Genomic DNA, 19,235 nt, shown 5'->3' with positions numbered 1-19,235 from the left:
CTGTGGCGATCAGTAGTTGAGCGTGGCCGTCACCGTATCGGTATAGACGCCGACCGCGGGTGTCGTCTGGGCAGGTACGCGCCCATAGACAGTGAAAGTCTGCGGCGCCCCGGTTCCGGTTCCCGTTTGCCGGTCCGTTCCCACGGTGTTCCCCCACACCGTGCTATGTGCCGCAGTCGTATAAAGCGAGTAGGAAATGGTCGCGCCCGCAGGCGACGTCATCAGACGGTTGGCGACCGTCGCCCCCGAGCCGGCGCCGGCGCTGAGACCCAGACTGAAGGGTGTGCTCGCCGTGCATTGCACGACAATGTCGCTGGTCGCATCGATATTGCTGCCGATCACACCGTTGGTGCCGAAATTGAGGTTGCCGGCGGAATTGATCTGGCATGCCGCCTGAATGGTGATCTGGACGTTGAAATTCGTCGTGGCGACCTGCGCGACGCCCGATGCCGGTGTGAGAACCAGCGCCGCAAATGATAATAAATAGCCTGATGCTGCAAACTTCATGCTGCCTCCCCAAGCTGTTGCGCTGCTGTTTTTTCGATGCGCAACATGGAATTACGCCAATAACGGGTAATTAGAATAATCTAATACTCGTACCGATTTGGTTAATAAATCCTTAATGGGGGATGCCTGAAAAACCACTGGCTGAAATGCAGCGGGCGCCACAATCAAAAGTGTTACGGCGTGGTTGCAAAGCACAGGATCGACGCTAAATCCCGTCTACGAGTTTTTTACTGAAATGCGACATCTTGTCAGCCGGCCCCGGTTGGCGTACTCGAAATCGATAGAAACCCGGGCCGATCAACAGTACCGTTCGGTGACGCTGTGTTCGGCCCCATAGACATCATGACGTTGGGATTGCGATGAACCTTTACTTGGATTACCTGGCTGAAATCAAAAGCAGAGAACCACAGGGTCTCGCGCCCAAGCCGATCGATGACGGTGCACTGACGGCCGAGATTATCGAACTCATCAAGGATGCCGGCAGCGAGCACCGCACTGATGCCCTGAAATTCTTCATCTACAACACCCTGCCGGGCACCACGAGCGCCGCCGGCGTCAAGGCGGCCTTCCTGAAGCAGATCATCCTCGGCGAAGTCGTCGTGCCGGAGATCGCGCCTTCCTTCGCGCTGGAGCTGCTGTCGCACATGAAGGGCGGCCCGTCGATCAAGGTGCTGCTCGATATCGCGCTCGGCAACGATGCTGCGATTGCCGCTGAGGCCGGTGAAGTGCTGAAGACGCAGGTGTTCCTTTACGATGCCGACATGTTCCGCCTGCGCGACGCCTACAATGCCGGCAACGCCATCGCCAAGGCCGTGCTGGAAAGCTACGCCAAGGCCGAATTCTTCACCAAGCTTCCTGACGTCGAAGACGAGATCAAGATCGTCACCTTCATCGCCGCCGAAGGCGATATTTCCACCGACCTCCTGTCTCCCGGCAATCAGGCGCATTCGCGCTCGGACCGCCAGCTGCACGGCCAGTGTATGATCTCGCCGGAAGCGCAGGCGGAAATCGTCGCGCTGCAGAAGCAGCATCCGGACAAGCGGGTGATGATGATCGCCGAAAAGGGCACGATGGGCGTCGGCTCGTCGCGCATGTCGGGCGTCAACAACGTAGCGCTGTGGACCGGCAAGCAGGCCAGCCCCTATGTGCCCTTCGTCAATTACGCCCCCATCGTCGCCGGCACAAACGGCATCTCGCCGATTTTCGCCACCACCGTCGACGTGACGGGTGGCATCGGCATCAACCTGAAGAACTGGGTGAAGAAGCTCGGTGAAGACGGCAAGCCGATCCTCAACAACGATGGCAACCCGATCCTTGAGCAGAAATATTCGGTCGAGACCGGCACCGTCCTCAAGATTGACGCCAAGAACCGCAAGCTTCGCGACGAGGCCGGCACGGAACTGGTGGATATCGCCTCTTCCTTCACGCCCCAGAAGATGGAGTTCATGAAGGCCGGCAGCTCTTACGCTATCGTCTTCGGCAAGAAGCTCCAGACATTTGCGGCTGAAACGCTCGGTGTCGAGACCACTCCGGTCTTCGCGCCCAACAAGGAAATCTCCATCGAAGGCCAGGGCCTCACCGCCGTCGAGAAGATTTTCAACCGCAACGCCGTCGGCGTCACCCCCGGCAAGGTGCTGCATGCCGGCTCGGACGTTCGCGTCAAGGTCAACATCGTCGGCTCGCAGGATACGACCGGCCTGATGACCGCGCAGGAACTGGAAGCGATGGCGGCCACCGTCATTTCGCCGCTGGTGGATGGCGCTTACCAGTCGGGCTGCCACACGGCCTCCGTCTGGGACAAGAAGGCGCAGGCGAATATTCCGAAGCTCATGTCCTTCATGAACAATTTCGGCGTCATCACCGCACGCGATCCGAAGGGCGCCTATCACTCCATGACGGACGTGATCCACAAGGTGCTGAACGACATCACCGTGGATGACTGGGCGATCATCATCGGCGGCGACAGCCACACCCGCATGTCCAAGGGCGTTGCCTTCGGCGCTGACTCCGGCACCGTCGCACTGGCGCTGGCAACGGGCGAGGCGACCATGCCGATCCCGCAGTCGGTCAAGGTCACCTTCAAGGGCACGATGCAGCCCTATATGGACTTCCGCGACGTGGTGCACGCCACGCAGGCGCAGATGCTGAAGCAGCACGGCGACAACGTCTTCCAGGGCCGCATCATCGAAGTGCATATCGGCACGCTGCTCGCCGATCAGGCCTTCACCTTCACCGACTGGACGGCCGAAATGAAGGCCAAGGCGTCGATCTGCATCTCGCAGGACGAAACGCTGATCGAGTCGCTGGAAATCGCCAAGTCGCGCATCCAGATCATGATCGACAAGGGCATGGATAACCCCGCCCAGACGCTCAAGGGACTGATTGCCAAGGCGGATCAGCGCATTGCCGAAATCCGCTCCGGCGAAAAGCCGGCGCTGAAGCCCGATGACAATGCGAAATATTTCGCCGAAGTCGTCGTGGATCTGGACGTGATCGACGAGCCGATGATCGCCGACCCTGACGTCAACAACAACGACGTGTCCCGACGCTACACCCACGATACGATCCGCCCGGTCTCCTATTACGGCGGCACCAAGAAGGTCGATCTCGGTTTCGTCGGTTCGTGCATGGTCCACAAGGGCGATATGAAGATCGTCGCCCAGATGCTGAAGAACATCGAAAAGTCCGAAGGCAAGGTCGAGTTCAAGGCGCCGCTCGTCGTCGCCGCGCCGACCTACAACATCATCGATGAACTGAAGGCGGAAGGCGACTGGGAAATCCTGCAGAAATATTCGGGCTTCGAGTTCGATGATCTGAAGCCGAAAACCACCAACCGGACGGAATACGAGAACATTCTCTATCTCGAACGTCCGGGCTGCAACCTGTGCATGGGCAACCAGGAAAAGGCCGAAAAGGGCGACACGGTTCTGGCAACCTCCACCCGCCTGTTCCAGGGCCGCGTGGTGGAAGATACGGCTGAAAAGAAGGGTGAATCGCTTCTGGCCTCCACCCCGGTCGTGGTGCTCTCGGCCATCCTCGGCCGCACGCCGAGCATCGAGGAATATCGCTCTGCCGTCGAAGGGATCGACCTGACGAAGTTCGCGCCCCCGAAGGTAACGCCGATCGATTCGCAGTCGGTCCATTACTGAGGTCGTGATTATCGCGGTGCATGGGCTACAGGCTCCGCGCTGGCGATGCACTGAAAATGCCGAATGAACGCGGACAGCGGGGAGAAATCCCCGCTGTTTTTTATGGGCCGGCGGTGCTCCGACCAGACCATTGGAGACTGGAGACATGTCTCGGCTTGGCCTTCGCCCCTTTTTGCGGTAACCAGACTGAATGATAAAAGCATCGAGTATCACCTGCATCTAGCTCCCGCCGCCGCGCGAGGAGCATCGAGCGAAAAGCCGACAGGCTTGGCGCTCGGCGTCGGCTTGTCTGAAGGCAAGCGAATGCGAACATATGCAGTGAGATTACTCCAATGGAAAATTACTTCGAAAGCCCGTTCCGGGGCATCACGCTTGACAAGCAGGTCAGGAACCCGAACCTCGTGGTCGGGAAATACAGCTATTATTCCGGTTATTATCACGGCCACAGTTTTGAGGACTGCGCCCGTTATCTGCTGCCGGATGAAGGCGCGGACAGGCTGGTGATCGGAAGCTTCTGCTCGATCGGTTCGGGCGCCGCCTTCATCATGGCCGGCAATCAGGGCCATCGCAACGAGTGGATCAGCACCTTCCCGTTCTTCTTCATGCCGGAGGTGCCGGAATTCGAGAATGCCGGTAACGGCTATCTGCCGGCGGGCGATACCGTCATCGGCAACGATGTCTGGATAGGCTCGGAAGCGATCATCATGCCCGGCATCACGGTCGGCGATGGCGCCGTGATCGGAACGCGGGCGCTGGTGACGAAGAATGTCGAACCCTATGCCATCGTCGGCGGCAATCCCGCAAAAACGATCCGCAAGCGGTTCGATGACGACAGCATCGCCCTGCTGCTCGAGATGAAATGGTGGGATTGGCCGGCGGAGCGGCTGAAGGCGGCAATGCCGCTCATGACCAGCGGCAATGTCGCCGAGCTTTATCGGTTCTGGCTATCCGATAAGCCGCAGTCGTAAAAACGCCCGGCCCGTCTCACGGAGGCGGGCCGGAACTCTCTGACGATATGGGTGGAGGCTCTCGTCAACTGACGCCCTTCAGGGCGCGTGACCGCAAACGTCGCAGCCGGACCTCCATCTGCCTCTTTGCCTGAATGTCGCCACGCCTGACGGCCACCGCGATGCCTTCCACCCATGCGGCAATGGCGCCGTCGTCATCTCCCAGCCGTGTGCGACATTCGCCGAGTTCGGCCCAGACCGCCGAATAGTCGGGATCCTGCCGGATAGCCGCCTGGAGATGAAGCGCGGCATCTTCGAACTGCCCAGCCGCCTTGAGCGTCTTTGCGATTGAAAAGCGCAGGAGCGGACTGTCCCGTCCGTCTTCCAGCATCCTCATGAGTTTTTCGATCATCGTTGTCCCGTTGCAATGGTGAAGCATCATGCAATCGGTACGACCTCAAGCGCAGTTGAGGTCAAGCGGGATTTCGCGCGGTCACTTCGCCATGAGACGCAATGCAACCGGGTCCCATATGTCGTCGAGCGGGCCTTCGAGAGCGGTTCGCGGGGGGATGAGCTTCGGTTCGATGATGGTGACTTCCGGCTCGGTTCGGTTCTCTTCCAGCAGTTCGAAACCCTTTTCGAGCATCTGCGCGATATCGGGTTTAATCATATAGACCGGGAAGGGAAGGAAGGATGCGAAAGGGTCGTAGTCGAAGCAGCCGACGACGATGTCGCCGAAGGCCTCGCCATCATGACGCCCCATGAAACGCAGCAGGCCTTCGAAATTTATCGATGAATTGACGAAGAAACAGCGGGGCAGGCGGCCCCTGCGCTCGAAGAAACGTTCGAATGCCAGCTCCGTCATATGCGGTGAATAGCCGGTGATCTCGATATCGTCTCCGCCATCCGCCCCGAAATAAGCGGCCTTGGCGGCGTGGAAGCCGTCGATTCGCTCGCGGCTGGCGTGGTCGTCATGACCGCCGAACAGGATGACGTCATCGGGACCGAGAGGACCGCCTTTTTCCGCATGGGCAAGGATTGCCGATGTCAGTATTTCCGCACCGTGCCTGTTGTCGGAAATGACGGAGGGTACGAATTTGCCGGGAAGGTCGATATTGACATGCGGCAGTGCTGCGCGGGCGCAGACCTGATGCACGCCGTCGGGATCGGTCGCGCCCGCAATGAAGAGGGCATCGATGGAATAGGCGATCAGGGTCTCCACGGTGCGGCGTTCTTCCTCGGGATCGCGCCGCCCGGAAACGACCATGGGCGACAAGCCGCGTTTACGGGCCTGCCCCTCGAATGTCTGCGCCATCGATGAAAAGAACCGGTTGTCATAAATGGGCACCAGAAGCCCAACGAGACCGGATTTTGAACTTCTCAGGCCGCGGGCCTGCAGGTTGGTGGTGTAGCGATGCGCCTTGGCGAGGGAGAGAATCTTGTCGGCAGTCTCCTCCGAAATCCGCCGTTTGCGCCACGATCCGTTCAAGACCGCGCTCACTGTCGAGGCTGATGCGCCCGACAATATCGACAAGTCATAAATGGTGGCTTTCTTGGAAGTTATACCCGTCACTGCGATCTCCCCAACTGATTCCAATTATTAGAGCACACATCCCCTTGACGGAAGGGCGCTTCATGATATGGTTATTGCACCATCGATTGTGCAAGTTGGCAATATCGATTGTGCAAGATGGTTGCTGTGGGAGTGGCAAGGGAGAGTCTCGAATAAGCGAGATGAGAAATTTTGAACGCGCCAGATGAAAATGGCTGCGGCGGGTTTCGTTTGCCTGGTTTTTTGAGGAGGAACATCATGAAGAAAATTATTGCTGCAGCGGTCGGCCTGTCGCTCGCGTTGCTCTCGTCCGCCGCCTTTGCGGAAGGGCCGAAGGTGGGCGTCGTCGTCAAGATCGGCGGCATTCCGTGGTTCAACGCCATGGAGGCCGGTATCAAGGAGCAGAGCAAGAAGCTCGGTGTTGACGGTTTCATGGTCGGCCCGACCAGCGCCGATCCCGCCCTGCAGGTCCGCGCCATCGAGGACCTGATCGCCCAGAAGGTCGATTTCATCGGCGTCGTGCCCAATGATGCAAAGGTGCTGGAGCCGGTGCTGAAAAAGGCCCAGGCCGCCGGTATCAAGGTTATCACCCATGAATCGCCCAAGCAGCTCGGCGCTGACTGGGATTTCGAACTGGCATCCGCCAAGGGTTTCGGCGAAGCGCATGGCAAGCTGCTGGCTGAAAAGATGGGCGGCAAGGGTTCCTATGCTGTCTTCGTCGGTTCGCTTACGGTTCCGCTTCATAATGCCTGGGCCGATGCCGCCATCGCCTACATCAAGGCGAATTACCCCGACATGAAGCTCGTCGGCGATCGCTATGGCGTAGCAGAGGACCTCGACAAGAGCCGTTCGACGGCGCTTGACCTGATGTCCGCCAATGCCGATCTGAGCGGTTTCCTCGCCTTCGGTTCGCAGGGACCGATCGGTGCCGGGCGCGCTGTTGAAGAGCGACGCAAGGATGGCAAGGTCTTCGTCATCGGCCCGTTTTCGCCGGGGCAGGGCGCCAAGCTGATCAAATCAGGCGCGCTGACGGGCGGCTTTATGTGGAACCCGAAGCAGGCTGGCGAGGTCTTCATCACGCTTGCGGATCGTATCGCCAAGGGTGAGACACCGAAGGCCGGCGACAATATCGAAGGTCTCGGCACTATCAATCCCGAGGGCAACACCATCGTCGTCGACCAGCTTCTGAAGATCGACAAGGAAAGCATCGACAAGCTCGTTTCCATGGGCCTCTGATCCTCCCCAAGGCCAAGGGCGTCGCGCGGGGTGTAATACTCGCGCGACGCCTCATCTGGAAAAACATGCCGAGCGCCACGTCTGCAATGCTGCCGCGGCGAAGGAGATTTACATTATCATGAGCGCAGAACCGCTCCTGTCCCTCAAAAATGTCAAAGTCACCTTCGGCGGCGTTCGCGCGCTGAAGGGTGTTTCTTTCGAGGTCAATCCGGGTGAAGTGCATTGCCTTGCCGGCGAAAACGGCTGTGGCAAGAGCACGCTGATCAAGGTCATAACGGGCGTTTACACGCCCCAGAGTGATGCTGAACTCTATTTCGACGGCAAGCCGATAGCCGCGATGACCCCGACGCTTGCGCAATCGCTTGGCATCCAGGTGATCTGGCAGGATCTGGCGCTGTTCGATGAAATGACGGTGGCTGAGAATATCGGCTTCCAGTACGCGGTGAATGGAAAATACGGGCTGGTCGACAAGCGCGCCATCGAACAGGCTGCCGAAAAGGCGCTGGCCCGGCTCGGCGTCGAGATCGATCTCGACAAGCCGCTCAAGGAACTGCCCATCGCCCAGCGTCAGATCGTGGCGATTGCCCGCGCGCTGGTCGGGGAAGCGCGGCTGGTTTTCATGGACGAACCGACCGCCTCGCTGACGCAATCTGAAACCGACTATCTGATCGACATCGTCCGCAACCTGTCGGCTTCCGGTGTGGCGGTTGTCTTCGTCTCGCATCGCCTTGCGGAAGTGCTGGAGATTTCAGACCGCATAACCGTGCTGCGGGACGGCTCGCTTGTCGGTGTCTTTCCCGTTGAAGGCATGACCCAGTCACGGGTGACCGAACTGATGACCGGCCGTAATTTCGACAGCGCCGTCATTGCCGCCGATCACGATGACAAGCCCGTCGTTCTCTCGGTGCGCGGGCTGAGCCGGGCCGGCGAGTTCGAGGATGTTTCGTTCGATCTGCGGCGGGGAGAAACGCTCGGCGTTACTGGCCTCTTGGGAGCCGGCCGCACGGAACTGGCTCTGACGCTGTTCGGCATGCATCGGCCGCAATCGGGTGAAATCCTGATTCACGGCAAGAAGGTGGATTTTCATTCCAACCGCGATGCGATCCGGGCGGGCGTCGCCTATCTTTCCGAGGACCGGCTATCGCTTGGTCTCAACCAGCCGCAATCCATTGCCGACAATCTCGTCATGGCCTCGCTCGACCGGCTGCTGAGCGGCGGCCTGATCTCACCGTCGAAAAAGGCGGATGTCGTTTCCCGTTGGATTTCGGCGCTCGGCGTCAAGATCGGCCTGCCGGAAGATCCGATCCGCACGCTCTCGGGCGGCAACCAGCAGCGTGTGGCGATTGCCAAGTGGCTGGCCATCGGCCCGAAAATCCTCATCCTCGACGCGCCGACCGTGGGGGTCGATGTCGGTGCCCGCGCCGGCATCTTCGAAATCGTCCGCAAGCTCGCCGCAGAAGGTCTCTCGATTATCGTGATCTCCGACGAAGCCCCGGAAGTTTATTTCAACACCGACAGGGTCATCCACATGGTCGAAGGCCGGTTCCACGCCACCTATGATCCGCGACGCCTGTCGCTGACCGAACTGGAGTCCGCCATCTATGCGTAGGCTCATCCTCGGACATACGACTGAATTCACGCTGTTTGTGGTCATGGTGCTGCTTTGCACGGGACTGTCCTTCGCGACCGACCGGTTCCTCACCATCTCCAACGCTTTCGATGTGCTGAATGTCTCGGCGGTCAACATCATCTTCGCGGTCGGCCTGCTCGTGGTGCTGATCTCCGGCGGCATCGACATCTCCTTCGCAGTCGCCGCCTCCGTCGTTCAATATGTCACGGTGCTGGCGCTCAATGCGCTCGGCGGCGGCAACTGGGCGGAAGGTTTCATCATTGCCGGCGCGGTTGGCCTCAGTCTCGGTTTCGTCAACGCCTTCCTCGTCTGGCGCCTCAACATCATTTCCATTGTTGCGACCATTTCCACCTTCAACATCTTCTTCGGGCTGTTGATGTTCTTCACCAAGGGCGTGTCGATCTACGACCTGCCGGAATGGCTGTCGACGCGCGTGGTGTTTTACGAGCGCGAGATGTCCGATGGTTCCTGGGTCGAGCTGACGTTGCCGGTCGTGGTCATGATCCTCTGCTGCTTTGCCACCTGGTTCATGATTTCGCGCACCACCGTCGGCCGCAAACTTTATGCTTTCGGCGACAATCCCGAAGGCGCACGCCGCTTCGGCATCAATATCGGCGCCATGCACTATATTTCCTTCGGCTGGCTCGGCCTGATGGCGGGCATTGCCGGGCTCATGCAGGCGCATTACGCGCAGGAGGTGGTGCCGAACGCGCTTTATGGCCGCGAACTGGATGTTCTTGCCGCAACCGTCCTCGGCGGCGCGCGGCTTGGCGGCGGCAAGGGGTCGGTCATCGGCTGCGTGCTCGGGGTGCTGATGGTGTCGATCACCCAGAACGGTCTCAACCTGATGGGCGTTTCTCCCTTTGCCTTCAAGATGATCGTCGGGGCAATCATCCTCATCGCCATCACGCTCTCTTCCACCCGCTTCGACAAGCTCCTGCCGAGCGCCTTACGGACATCCGCAAAGAAGGGGAGCGCACAGCGATGAACAGTCTCGTTCGGAAATTCAACGCGATTTTCGGTGCCGATATGGCCGGACCGGTGATTGCCTTCATCGCTGTCATGCTCATCTTCGGAACCTTTGCCGATAACTTTCTCTCGCTTGCGACATTCGGTTCGGTCGCCTTCCAGCTGCCGGAACTCGGCCTGCTGACACTGGCGATGCTGCTGCCGCTGCTGACGGGCGGCATCAATCTGTCCGTCACCTTCGCCGCCAATCTGTCGGGTCTCGCCGCGGCTTGGGTATTGCAGGCCCATGGCGGGGTGGATGCGCCGCCGAGCGCATTCCTGTTCGCCTGCCTTGCCGCACTTGTCACCGGCGGCGCTGCCGGCGCGATGACGGGGGCGGCGATTGCCTACACCCGCGCGCACCCCATTCTGGTGACGCTGTCGATGATGATCTTCCTGCGTGGCCTTGGCGAGTTTCTCACCCGTGGCGGAGACGTTTCCGGTTTCCCAGCCTATATGGCGCCGCTCGGTCACGGCACGCTTCTCGGTCTGCCGATCCCGCTTCTGATCTTCATCGTCTGCGTCGGCCTCTGGCATGTGCTGCTGACACGAACCAAGCTCGGCTTCGGGCTGTTGATGATCGGCTCGAATATCGAGTCCGCGCGTTATTCCGGCCTCAATACGCGCAAGATTCAGGTTCTCGTCTACACGCTCTCGGGTCTGATGTGTGCGGTTGCCGGCATCATCATGCTTGCCCGTTTCAACTCCGTCCGTGTCGGCCACGGGGAATCCTATCTGCTGATCACGGTGCTGGCGGCCTTTCTTGGCGGCATCAATCCGTTCGGCGGTTTCGGTCGTGTCCTGCCGGTCTTCGTGGCGCTTATCGTTCTGCAACTGCTGTCATCTGGCCTCAATCTTCTCGGCGCCAACCAGCATCTGGCAACGGCGCTCTGGGGCGTGCTGATGATTGTCGTCATGGCGGCGCGCGGCCTGTTTTCAAGCTACTTCGCATCTCTCAGAAAGAAGGTATGACGTGAAAGGCTTCGGTGTTCACGCAATGATGTGGTCCCTCAAATGGGACCACGAAAACGCCAGACGGTCCATCGCCGCTGCTGCGGATTACGGTCAGGATTTCATCGAGATTCCGCTCATCGATATCCCTGCCATCGATGCAAAACACACACGCAGTTTGCTGGAAAAATACGGCTTGCGCGCCGTCTGTTCGCTGGTGCTGCCGGAGCCCGCCTGGGCGTCCGTACGTCCCGATGCGGCAATCGACCACCTGAGCGCTGCGCTCGACAAGGCCGCAGAAATGGGCGCGGAAGCGCTGACGGGTGTTACCTATGGCGGCACCAATGAGCGAACCGGATTTCCGCCGACGCAGGGTGAATATGACAATCTGACAAGGGCGCTCTCCAGGGCTGCCGGCCACGCAAAAACCCTCGGCCTGCAATTCGGCATCGAGACGGTCAACCGCTACGAAAACCATCTGCTCAATTCCGCCGAACAGGCGGTGGCGCTGGTGGAGCGGATCGGCGCCGACAACGTCTTTATCCATCTCGATACCTTTCACATGAATATGGAGGAAAAGGGCATCGCCAATGGCATCATCGCCGCCCGCAACCATCTGAAATACATGCATATGTCGGAAAGCGACCGCGGCACGCCGGGCTGCGGCAATGTTGCCTGGGACGAGGTGTTTTCGGCGCTCGCGGCCATCGGCTTCAAGGGTGTGCTGACGCTCGAAAGCTTCGCTGCGATGCCCAGGGAGATGGCCGGCGCGATTTCGACCTGGCGGCCGGTTGCGCCCAGCGCCGATGAGGTTCTCGACAAGGGACTGTCATTCCTGCGCGACAAGGCAAACCAGTACCGCATTTTCTGAAAGCACTCATTATCGGGGCGAGAACCTTGAGCACTATTGACGATAATGCCCGCGAGATTGCGGGCCTTGCCCTCCAGCGACTGGAAGGGGCAAAGGGCCGGCGTGTGATGATTGCGATTGCCGGCGCTCCCGGATCGGGAAAATCAACCATCGCCGAATGCGTGGTCGATGCGTTGAACGCAGGCGAAGGCGTGTCCGCCGCACTGTTCCCGATGGATGGTTTTCATTATGACGATGCCGTTCTGGAAGAGATGAAGCGCCGTCCCTTCAAGGGCGCCATCGATACGTTCGATGCTCACGGCTTGCGCCACATGCTTGAGCGCCTGAAGGCCAATGAGGACGATGTCGTTGCCGTCCCCGTTTTTGACCGCGCCATCGAAATCGCCCGCGCCGGCGGCCGCCTGATCCCGCAATCCGTCGATATCATCGTCTGCGAGGGTAACTATCTCCTCGCCGGCCAGTCGCCCTGGGATCGCCTCAAGCCGATCTTCGATCTCACGATTTTCGTTGATGTCGACGAGGACGATCTGCGCGCGCGGCTGCGGGACCGCTGGCGGAGCTTCGGTCTTGGTGAGGACGAGATCAACCGGAAGGTGGAGGAAAACGATCTCCCCAACGGCCGCTTCATCACGTCGACAAGCACGGAGCCGGATCTTCGCATCGGAAATCCGGGAAGCAGTTCCGCGTCCTGAACCTGCCTGAAGGGCTGCGCCTCCCTATCCAAAGTCAAGCGAAACAGAAAAGCGAAAGAGACCCCCATGAAACACGGCATCTATTACTCCTACTGGGAACATGAGTGGAGCGCCAAGTTCGGCCCCTATATCGAGAAGGTCGCCAGGCTCGGTTTCGATATCATCGAAGTCGCCGCCCACCACATCAATGAATACAGCGACGCCGAACTCGCCGTCATCAGGCAGAGCGCGAAGGATAACGGCATCATCCTCACCGCCGGCATCGGCCCTTCGAAAACGAAGAACCTGTCGTCAGAGGATGCCGCTGTTCGTGCAGCCGGCAAGGCGTTCTTTGAACGTACCCTGTCCAATGTCGCCAAGCTCGACATCCACACCATCGGCGGCGCGCTGCATTCCTATTGGCCGATCGACTATTCGCAGCCGGTCGACAAGGCGGGCGATTATGCGCGCGGCGTCGAAGGCATTCACGGCATTGCCGATTTCGCCAATAATCTCGGCATCAACCTGTGCATCGAAGTCCTCAACCGTTTTGAAAACCACGTGCTCAACACGGCGGCCGAAGGCGTCGCTTTCGTCAAGGATGTCGGCAAGAACAACGTAAAAGTCATGCTGGATACTTTCCACATGAATATCGAGGAAGACAGCTTTGGCGAGGCCATCCGCACGGCTGGCCCGTTGCTGGGGCATTTCCATACCGGCGAGAGCAATCGCCGCGTACCGGGCAAGGGCAGAATGCCCTGGCACGAAATCGGCCTCGCTCTTCGCGATATCAATTACACTGGCGCGGTCGTCATGGAGCCTTTCGTCAAGACAGGCGGTACGATCGGCTCCGACATCAAGGTGTGGCGCGATCTCAGCGGCGGCGCCGACCTCGCGAAAATGGACGAGGATGCCCGCAATGCCCTGGCATTCTCCCGTTTCGTGCTTGGCGGCTGACTCCCCATAAGTCCGTTGATCGGGCGGCGGCTATCTGTCGCTCGGTTAACACCGCAAAATGTCACAGCAGATCGGTGGCTTGTTCCGCCCGCCATCCCCAGAGTTGAAAAGACAACCGCTTGTGGGCTAAAGCTCTGATGTCTCTTCGGGATCAAAACGATCCACCCAAGACCATTGGTTTGCATGATCCCTGTCGCACTCCCCTCCGTCGAAGCGCTGCTTCTTCTTGCCTTCTTGCTCATCACGACCCTCATATGGATCGTCTGGACGCTCTCGCTGTTCGTTCGATATGTGGCAAGCCGCTGGAAGCGCCCGATGATCCTGCCCTATGGGCTGGTAACCGCCGTCGCGCTTTTTACCCTCTTTCGGTTCGGTGATTTTTATCTGCAGATGCGCGCCTACGACAAAGAGAGGGCGGCAAGCCATCGGCCGGAACTGCTCGAGCCAACGCGCCTTGGCCAGATCGATATGCCCAAGGGCACGAAACTCGAACTGGCCATTGCCAATAACAGCGAAGCCTTCGACCGGGCCGTATTTCCGCATTCCGTGCGGGTGGCGGATATCGACGCCGTCGAGATTGCCCGTTATATCGCGATAAAAACCAACGAGAACTATGAAACAGTGGGCTTTACCCCGCAGACCATGCGGATCACCGGCAAAGGCGTGACCACCCAGAACGGCTGGCGCTGCGACGCGACGCAATCGGTGGAGTTCGATCTTTCGCCCGATGGCGGCATCTCCGCTTTCAGCAATTGCACTCTTTCCGATGGCAATGTTGTCGACGGCATCACCCTGCCGAAAGGCACGTCCCTGCGCGCCTCCACCGGCAATGTCTATACCGATGGCTTCGTCGATTCCGATCGATGGGTTCTCGATACGGCTAAGGACCAGACCGTTCACATCGACAGTTTCGATCTTTCCGAGGCAACGCTTGCCCTTGATGGCGAGCGAAAACTCCACGAGATCAAAAGAGGTGTCCTGTCAAGAGACGCAACGCTCGGGACGCTTCACCATGCCGCCGGAACCAATATTCGCTACAATCCCCGGCATCTTCGCAACGACTATCCCGGCGCGTGGTTGATAATTCCGCCTCTGCCCGCTGCCGATGCTCCACCGGTGCCGTCGCACGATATCGTGCAGGGCAGGGACGGAAAGGTTCTGTCCGTTCTCCAGAATTGATCCCGCGCGGCGGCGAGGTGCCGTGGGCATGGCAGTTCGGTTATTGCCTCACCAGTGCGCGCCGGTATCAGACCAGGGCCAGAATACGGGCTGGGCCGCCCGTTCCGCCGCGGTGTGCCGGCGCGCCGACGATTATGGTCGCTCCCTTGACCGGCAGAGCCTCAAGGTTGTTCAGCCCTTCGATGCCGTAGCGCCCCGCCGGCAGCCAGGAATTGTGAACCGCGAAATCCGCGGAGTTTCCGGGATCCAGCGAAAGCGTGTCGACGCCAATGGCGACGGTGTCGAGCTTGAGCAGAAGGTCGGTCGCCGATTTGCCGAAACCGGGGAAGGCGAATTTTCCGGCGTCGTCATTGCGGAATGAGGGGCTCTTCACTTTGGTTGCCCAGCCGGAGCGCAGAGCTACGATTGCACCTGCCGGAATGTCGCCATTCGCAGATATCCAGCGTTCGATATCATCGGCTTCAATGGTGGAATTGGCATCGTCTTTAGCGCGGTCGGTGATGTCGACGATGACAAGCGGCGCCACAAGTTTCTGCGGCTCCAGTTGGTCGACGCTCGCGCCATCCGCGCTGAAGTGGAAAGGCGCATCGATATGGGTGCCGGTATGTTCGTAGATGGTGAGTTTGTGGAGCTGATAGCCGTCCTTGGCGATCTCCGCTGCCCACTCATATTCTATGCCCGGTTTGCCATCGAATGTGGGAAATGTGGAATCATAGGTATGGGTCAGATCAACGACCTGCCGGGGCGATTGCGCCAGCACCGGGGCCGCCAGGCTGCCCGCCGTCATGGCCGTTAAACCGGCCACGGCGCCTTTGAACAGCAGGCGTCGTGACAGCATGTTCCGTTTTACGTTCTCGATCACACAGTTGTTGCACATGCCTCAGTCCCTCCATTGAGAAATGCCTGTTCCCAAGCGTAGCGCAAAGGTGGAGTGACGCAAGGCAGGACAATCCCTGATTTTTGACCCGTGTTCGGATGGCGGTTTCGGCTAGTCGCCGCGCATCCGAGTGCCGCAGGGAGTTGCCTCGCCTGCGGCCCCGGAAAAGGCAGGGATCAATCAGGACGCTGCAGCAGGGCGAGAGCGACCGTGGATGCAGCCAGGATTGCGGTCAGGGCCAACGGAGCGGTCGCACCGTAGGAGTCGACGATGTAGCCGCCGAAAACCGCACCGATGCTGATAGCCACCTGAAAGGAAACGACCATCAGGCTGCCTGCTGCCTCCAGAGCATCGGGAGCGCCGCGCGAAAGATTGGTCGGCAGCACCACGGGCGCCATGCCGAAGGCAAGGCCCCAAAGGGCGACGAGAGCAAATGCGGCGCCGGTATGAACGCCCCAGACAACGAGGGCGATTGTCGCAAATGCCATCAAGGCGGCGGTGACGACGAGTGCGAGGCGGATACTGGTGTCGGCCATTCGGCCGCCCGCGACATTGCCGATCACGGAGGCGACGCCAAACCCGAGCAGGGCGAGTGCAATCGGCTTGGTGCCAAGCTGCGTTACCTGTTCGAGGAAAGGACGGACATAGACCGAGCCGGCGAAATGGCCCGTCATGAGCAGCAGGATTGCAAGCATCCCCAGCTGTATGCTACGCCGCCGCGTCAGCCGCAGAACATCGGAAAGACTGTTGCTTGTACTTGCCGGCAGCGACGGCAGGCTGAGTATCTGAAGCAGCATGGCAACTATGGCAAGTCCCGCCGTCATCGACATGGCGATGCGCCATCCCAGCCAGTCGCTGATCAGGGCGCCCATCGAAGGAGCAGCGATGGTGGCGAGCGAAACGCCGAGGGTGACGATAGCCATGCCGCGCCCGGTCGAGTTTGCGCCGACAAGCCGCGCCACAACGGCAACCGACAGCGCCCAGAAACCGCTGAGCGCAATACCCAGCCCGGCCCGGCCCAACAGCAATAGCCAGAAATCGGCGGCAACCGATGCCAGAACGTTGGAGGCGATAGCCAGCGCGCTAAGACCGACAAGCACGGTCTTGCGGTTCAGTTTGCCGATCAGAACATTGCTCAACAGGGCCGTCACCGCGCCTACGGAGGCGGTGGCCGTGACGACCTGCCCGGCCGTGCCTTCGGTGATGCCAAGATCGCGCGCCATGGGCGTCAACAGGCCCGCCGGCAGGAACTCGGACGATACCAGCGCAAAGCTGGTGGCCGCCATGGAAAGAACAGCGAACCAGGTCGCCGCCGTCCATGCGGGTTCTTCTGTGGTCTCCAGGGGGATAGCTACCCCATCAAACTGCGATGTCGTGTCCGTCATGACGTCTCTCCTTGAGTTGAGAGAGTTTTAGACGGTTTTTTCCGGATGATATGTATCTAAAAATCCGAATTTCATGCCTATTCCTCCGAAATTTGTGCATCGCACAACGTTCGCCGCGCCATTCGCGTGAAGAGGATGCCTTTGCAGTGACCGGGCCGGTTCCGCCAACCGGAAACTGTTTCGGGCCGGCAACTTTTCAAACGGTCATCCGTTTATGCATCCATGACCGATGCTGACGCAAAACCGAACCCGATCGATGGCACCGGCCGAAAGCGTGCAGAGAATGTTCATGCCAACGACGCACCCGATGATCCCCTTCCGCCGGAGGAATTGGAGCCCGCTTCGGGTTTGACGCCGCAGCAGGCCGAAGAGGCGCGCAAGCGATATCTTCTGAAGCGATTCCTGATCAGCGCGCGGGGTTTCTGGAGCCGCCGTGGGGATGGGCTGGCCTGGCCGTTTTCCATCGGGCTTCTGGCTATGATCGGCGTCAATGTCGGTTTCCAATATGGCATCAACGTCTGGAATCGCGGGATTTTCGATGCGATTGAAAAACGGGATGCATCGACGGTCTACTTTCTCGCTTCCATATTTCCGCCGCTGGTTCTCGGAAGCGTTTTCATTGTGACCTCGCAGGTTTACGTCAGAATGCGTATTCAGCGGCGCTGGCGGTCGTGGCTGACCAAGGTGCTGGTCTCCCGATGGATTGCAAATGGCCGCTACTATCAGCTCAACCTGATCGACGGCGACCATCAGAATCCGGAGGCGAGGCTATCGGAAGATATGCGGATCGCCACCGAAGCGCCGGTGGATTTCGTGGCGGGCGTCATTGCCGCCTTCGTATCGGCTTCCACCTTTATCGTCGTTCTGTGGACGATTGGCGGCGCGCTGACGTTGCCGATCGGTGGGGTATCGGTCACGATACCCGGCTTTCTGGTGATTGCGGCGGTGATCTATGCGCTCATCACATCGAGTTCCATCGCGTTGATCGGCCGGAATTTCGTCCGGGTCTCCGAGGTCAAGAACCAGCTGGAGGCGGAATTCCGTTACACGCTCACCCGTGTCCGGGAAAACGGGGAGAGCATCGCCCTGCTTGGCGGCGAAGAGGAGGAGCGTAGCGACCTCGACAGGAGGTTCCGCAATGTCCGGCAGCAGTGGAAGCAGATGGCGCAGCAATATATGCGCACCACGGTCGTGTCGCATGGATCGATGTTGATTGCGCCCGTCGTTCCGCTTCTTCTCTGCGCGCCCAAATTTCTCGATGGAAGCATGTCTCTCGGCCAGGTCATGCAGGCGGCATCCGCTTTTACCATCGTTCAATCCGCCTTCGGCTGGCTGGTCGACAACTATCCCCGGCTGGCGGACTGGAATGCCTGCGCACGCCGCGTTGCCTCCCTGATGATGTCGCTTGACGGGCTGGAGCGGGCCGAACAGAGCGATAAGCTCGGCCGGATCGTGCGCGGCGAAACGGAAGGCGAAACGATGCTCAGCCTCAAGGATGTTTCGGTGTCGCTCGGCGACGGTACGGCCGTGGTCAAGGAGACCGATGTCGAGATCGGGCGGGGAGAAAGAGTGCTCGTCGCAGGCGAATCCGGATCCGGTAAAAGCACGCTCGTTCGGGCAATCGCGGGCCTTTGGCCATGGGGCGGAGGCAGCGTCAGTTTTCGGGCCGGCAGCCGGCTTTTCATGTTGCCGCAGCGGCCATATGTTCCCTCCGGCACCCTTCGCCGGGCGGTCTGCTATCCGCAGGCGGCCGAGAGCTGGACGTTCGAAGAGATAGGAGAAGCTCTCGACAAGGTCGGTCTCGGCCATCTCAAAGACAAGGTGGAAGAGGAGGCGCCGTGGGACCAGACGCTGTCGGGCGGTGAAAAACAGCGGCTGACCTTTGCCCGCCTGTTGCTGAACGACCCGGATATCATCGTCATGGACGAGGCGACCGCGGCTCTCGACGAAAAAAGCCAGGACAGGATGATGCAGACGGTGATCGATGAGTTGCCCGACGCCACCATCATCAGCGTGGCGCATCGTGCCGAACTGGAGGCCTTCCATAGCCGGAAGATAACCTTGGAACGCCGGGAAGGCGGCGCAAAGCTGGTCAGCGATATCCACCTCATTTCCCGCAAGGCCAGATCCCGCTCCCTGCTTCGGCGCATGGTCAAACGCAGCTAAGTCGCTGCGGCTGTCGCGAGTGCTAACGCGAACGAATATCGCCCTTTCCGGTGTTCCCGCCCTGTGCGGCGTCACCCGTAAGAACGATGGACGGCAATTCGGCGAAGTCATAAAATGGCTGGCAGAGGAGGCAACGATATACTCTTGGG

General features: G+C 59.7%; 16 protein-coding genes. 11 read left to right on the top strand and 5 right to left on the bottom strand.

The features are described from left to right. Positions 1 to 9: 9 nt before the first annotated feature. Positions 10 to 507 carry a Csu type fimbrial protein gene (locus tag I3J13_RS23760; RefSeq protein ID WP_003521650.1) on the bottom strand — a complete coding sequence of 166 codons (498 nt, stop codon included), beginning with the start codon at positions 505 to 507 and terminating at the stop codon, positions 10 to 12. A gap of 359 nt (positions 508 to 866) precedes the next feature. Between I3J13_RS23760 and I3J13_RS23755 the strand changes: the two genes are divergently transcribed. Beyond that, a complete protein-coding gene (locus tag I3J13_RS23755; RefSeq protein WP_196380462.1) occupies positions 867 to 3,656 on the top strand; it encodes a bifunctional aconitate hydratase 2/2-methylisocitrate dehydratase in 2,790 nt (929 codons plus the stop codon). A 332-nt stretch (positions 3,657 to 3,988) separates the two neighbouring features. After that, positions 3,989 to 4,624, top strand: coding sequence for a type B chloramphenicol O-acetyltransferase (catB, locus tag I3J13_RS23750; RefSeq protein ID WP_196380461.1), 636 nt, complete (start codon positions 3,989 to 3,991; stop codon positions 4,622 to 4,624). Positions 4,625 to 4,688: 64 nt separating this feature from the next. On the opposite strand, the gene I3J13_RS23745 is transcribed toward catB, so the two are convergent. Further along, entirely contained in the window at positions 4,689 to 5,015 is a 327-nt protein-coding gene (locus tag I3J13_RS23745) for a tetratricopeptide repeat protein (RefSeq protein WP_196380460.1), read from the bottom strand. A gap of 81 nt (positions 5,016 to 5,096) precedes the next feature. Beyond that, positions 5,097 to 6,176 (bottom strand): LacI family DNA-binding transcriptional regulator, encoded by a 1,080-nt coding sequence (locus I3J13_RS23740; protein WP_196380459.1) that lies wholly within the window; start codon positions 6,174 to 6,176, stop codon positions 5,097 to 5,099. 237 nt (positions 6,177 to 6,413) lie between these two features. Between I3J13_RS23740 and I3J13_RS23735 the strand changes: the two genes are divergently transcribed. The 8 genes from I3J13_RS23735 (at position 6,414) to I3J13_RS23700 (ending at position 14,658) form a co-directional block, all read left to right on the top strand. Continuing rightward, positions 6,414 to 7,391: a substrate-binding domain-containing protein gene (locus I3J13_RS23735; protein ID WP_003521644.1), complete on the top strand. Its 978-nt coding sequence runs from the start codon at positions 6,414 to 6,416 to the stop codon at positions 7,389 to 7,391. Between the two features lie 118 nt (positions 7,392 to 7,509). Further along, positions 7,510 to 9,000 (top strand): sugar ABC transporter ATP-binding protein, encoded by a 1,491-nt coding sequence (locus I3J13_RS23730; RefSeq protein WP_196380458.1) that lies wholly within the window; start codon positions 7,510 to 7,512, stop codon positions 8,998 to 9,000. Continuing rightward, complete coding sequence (locus I3J13_RS23725) at positions 8,993 to 10,009, top strand: ABC transporter permease (protein ID WP_196380457.1); 1,017 nt, start codon at positions 8,993 to 8,995, stop codon at positions 10,007 to 10,009. Before I3J13_RS23730 ends, I3J13_RS23725 begins: the two co-directional genes overlap by 8 nt. After that, positions 10,006 to 11,001 carry an ABC transporter permease gene (locus I3J13_RS23720; RefSeq protein WP_196380456.1) on the top strand — a complete coding sequence of 332 codons (996 nt, stop codon included), beginning with the start codon at positions 10,006 to 10,008 and terminating at the stop codon, positions 10,999 to 11,001. The genes I3J13_RS23725 and I3J13_RS23720 overlap by 4 nt, the downstream gene beginning before the upstream one ends. 1 nt (position 11,002) lies before the next feature. Then, positions 11,003 to 11,851, top strand: coding sequence for a TIM barrel protein (locus I3J13_RS23715; RefSeq protein WP_196380455.1), 849 nt, complete (start codon positions 11,003 to 11,005; stop codon positions 11,849 to 11,851). A gap of 26 nt (positions 11,852 to 11,877) precedes the next feature. Then, positions 11,878 to 12,543, top strand: coding sequence for a nucleoside triphosphate hydrolase (locus I3J13_RS23710; protein WP_196380454.1), 666 nt, complete (start codon positions 11,878 to 11,880; stop codon positions 12,541 to 12,543). A gap of 66 nt (positions 12,544 to 12,609) precedes the next feature. Beyond that, positions 12,610 to 13,479, top strand: a complete 870-nt coding sequence (locus I3J13_RS23705; protein WP_196380453.1) for a D-psicose 3-epimerase — start codon at positions 12,610 to 12,612, stop codon at positions 13,477 to 13,479. Between the two features lie 183 nt (positions 13,480 to 13,662). Next, entirely contained in the window at positions 13,663 to 14,658 is a 996-nt protein-coding gene (locus I3J13_RS23700) for a hypothetical protein (protein WP_196380452.1), read from the top strand. A gap of 67 nt (positions 14,659 to 14,725) precedes the next feature. Here I3J13_RS23700 and I3J13_RS23695 read toward each other — a convergent pair whose 3' ends face one another. After that, a complete protein-coding gene (locus I3J13_RS23695) occupies positions 14,726 to 15,535 on the bottom strand; it encodes a cyclase family protein (RefSeq protein ID WP_196380451.1) in 810 nt (269 codons plus the stop codon). Between the two features lie 176 nt (positions 15,536 to 15,711). After that, positions 15,712 to 16,920, bottom strand: coding sequence for an MFS transporter (locus I3J13_RS23690; protein ID WP_196380450.1), 1,209 nt, complete (start codon positions 16,918 to 16,920; stop codon positions 15,712 to 15,714). A 222-nt stretch (positions 16,921 to 17,142) separates the two neighbouring features. On the opposite strand from I3J13_RS23690, the gene I3J13_RS23685 reads away from it, so the two are divergent. Then, entirely contained in the window at positions 17,143 to 19,086 is a 1,944-nt protein-coding gene (locus I3J13_RS23685) for an ABC transporter ATP-binding protein/permease (protein ID WP_196380449.1), read from the top strand. The last annotated feature ends 149 nt before the right edge of the window (positions 19,087 to 19,235 follow it).

This window comes from Agrobacterium leguminum, from assembly GCF_015704895.1.
Classification (GTDB): Bacteria; Pseudomonadota; Alphaproteobacteria; order Rhizobiales; family Rhizobiaceae; genus Agrobacterium; species Agrobacterium leguminum.
This window is presented reverse-complemented; position numbering and strand designations above follow the sequence as displayed.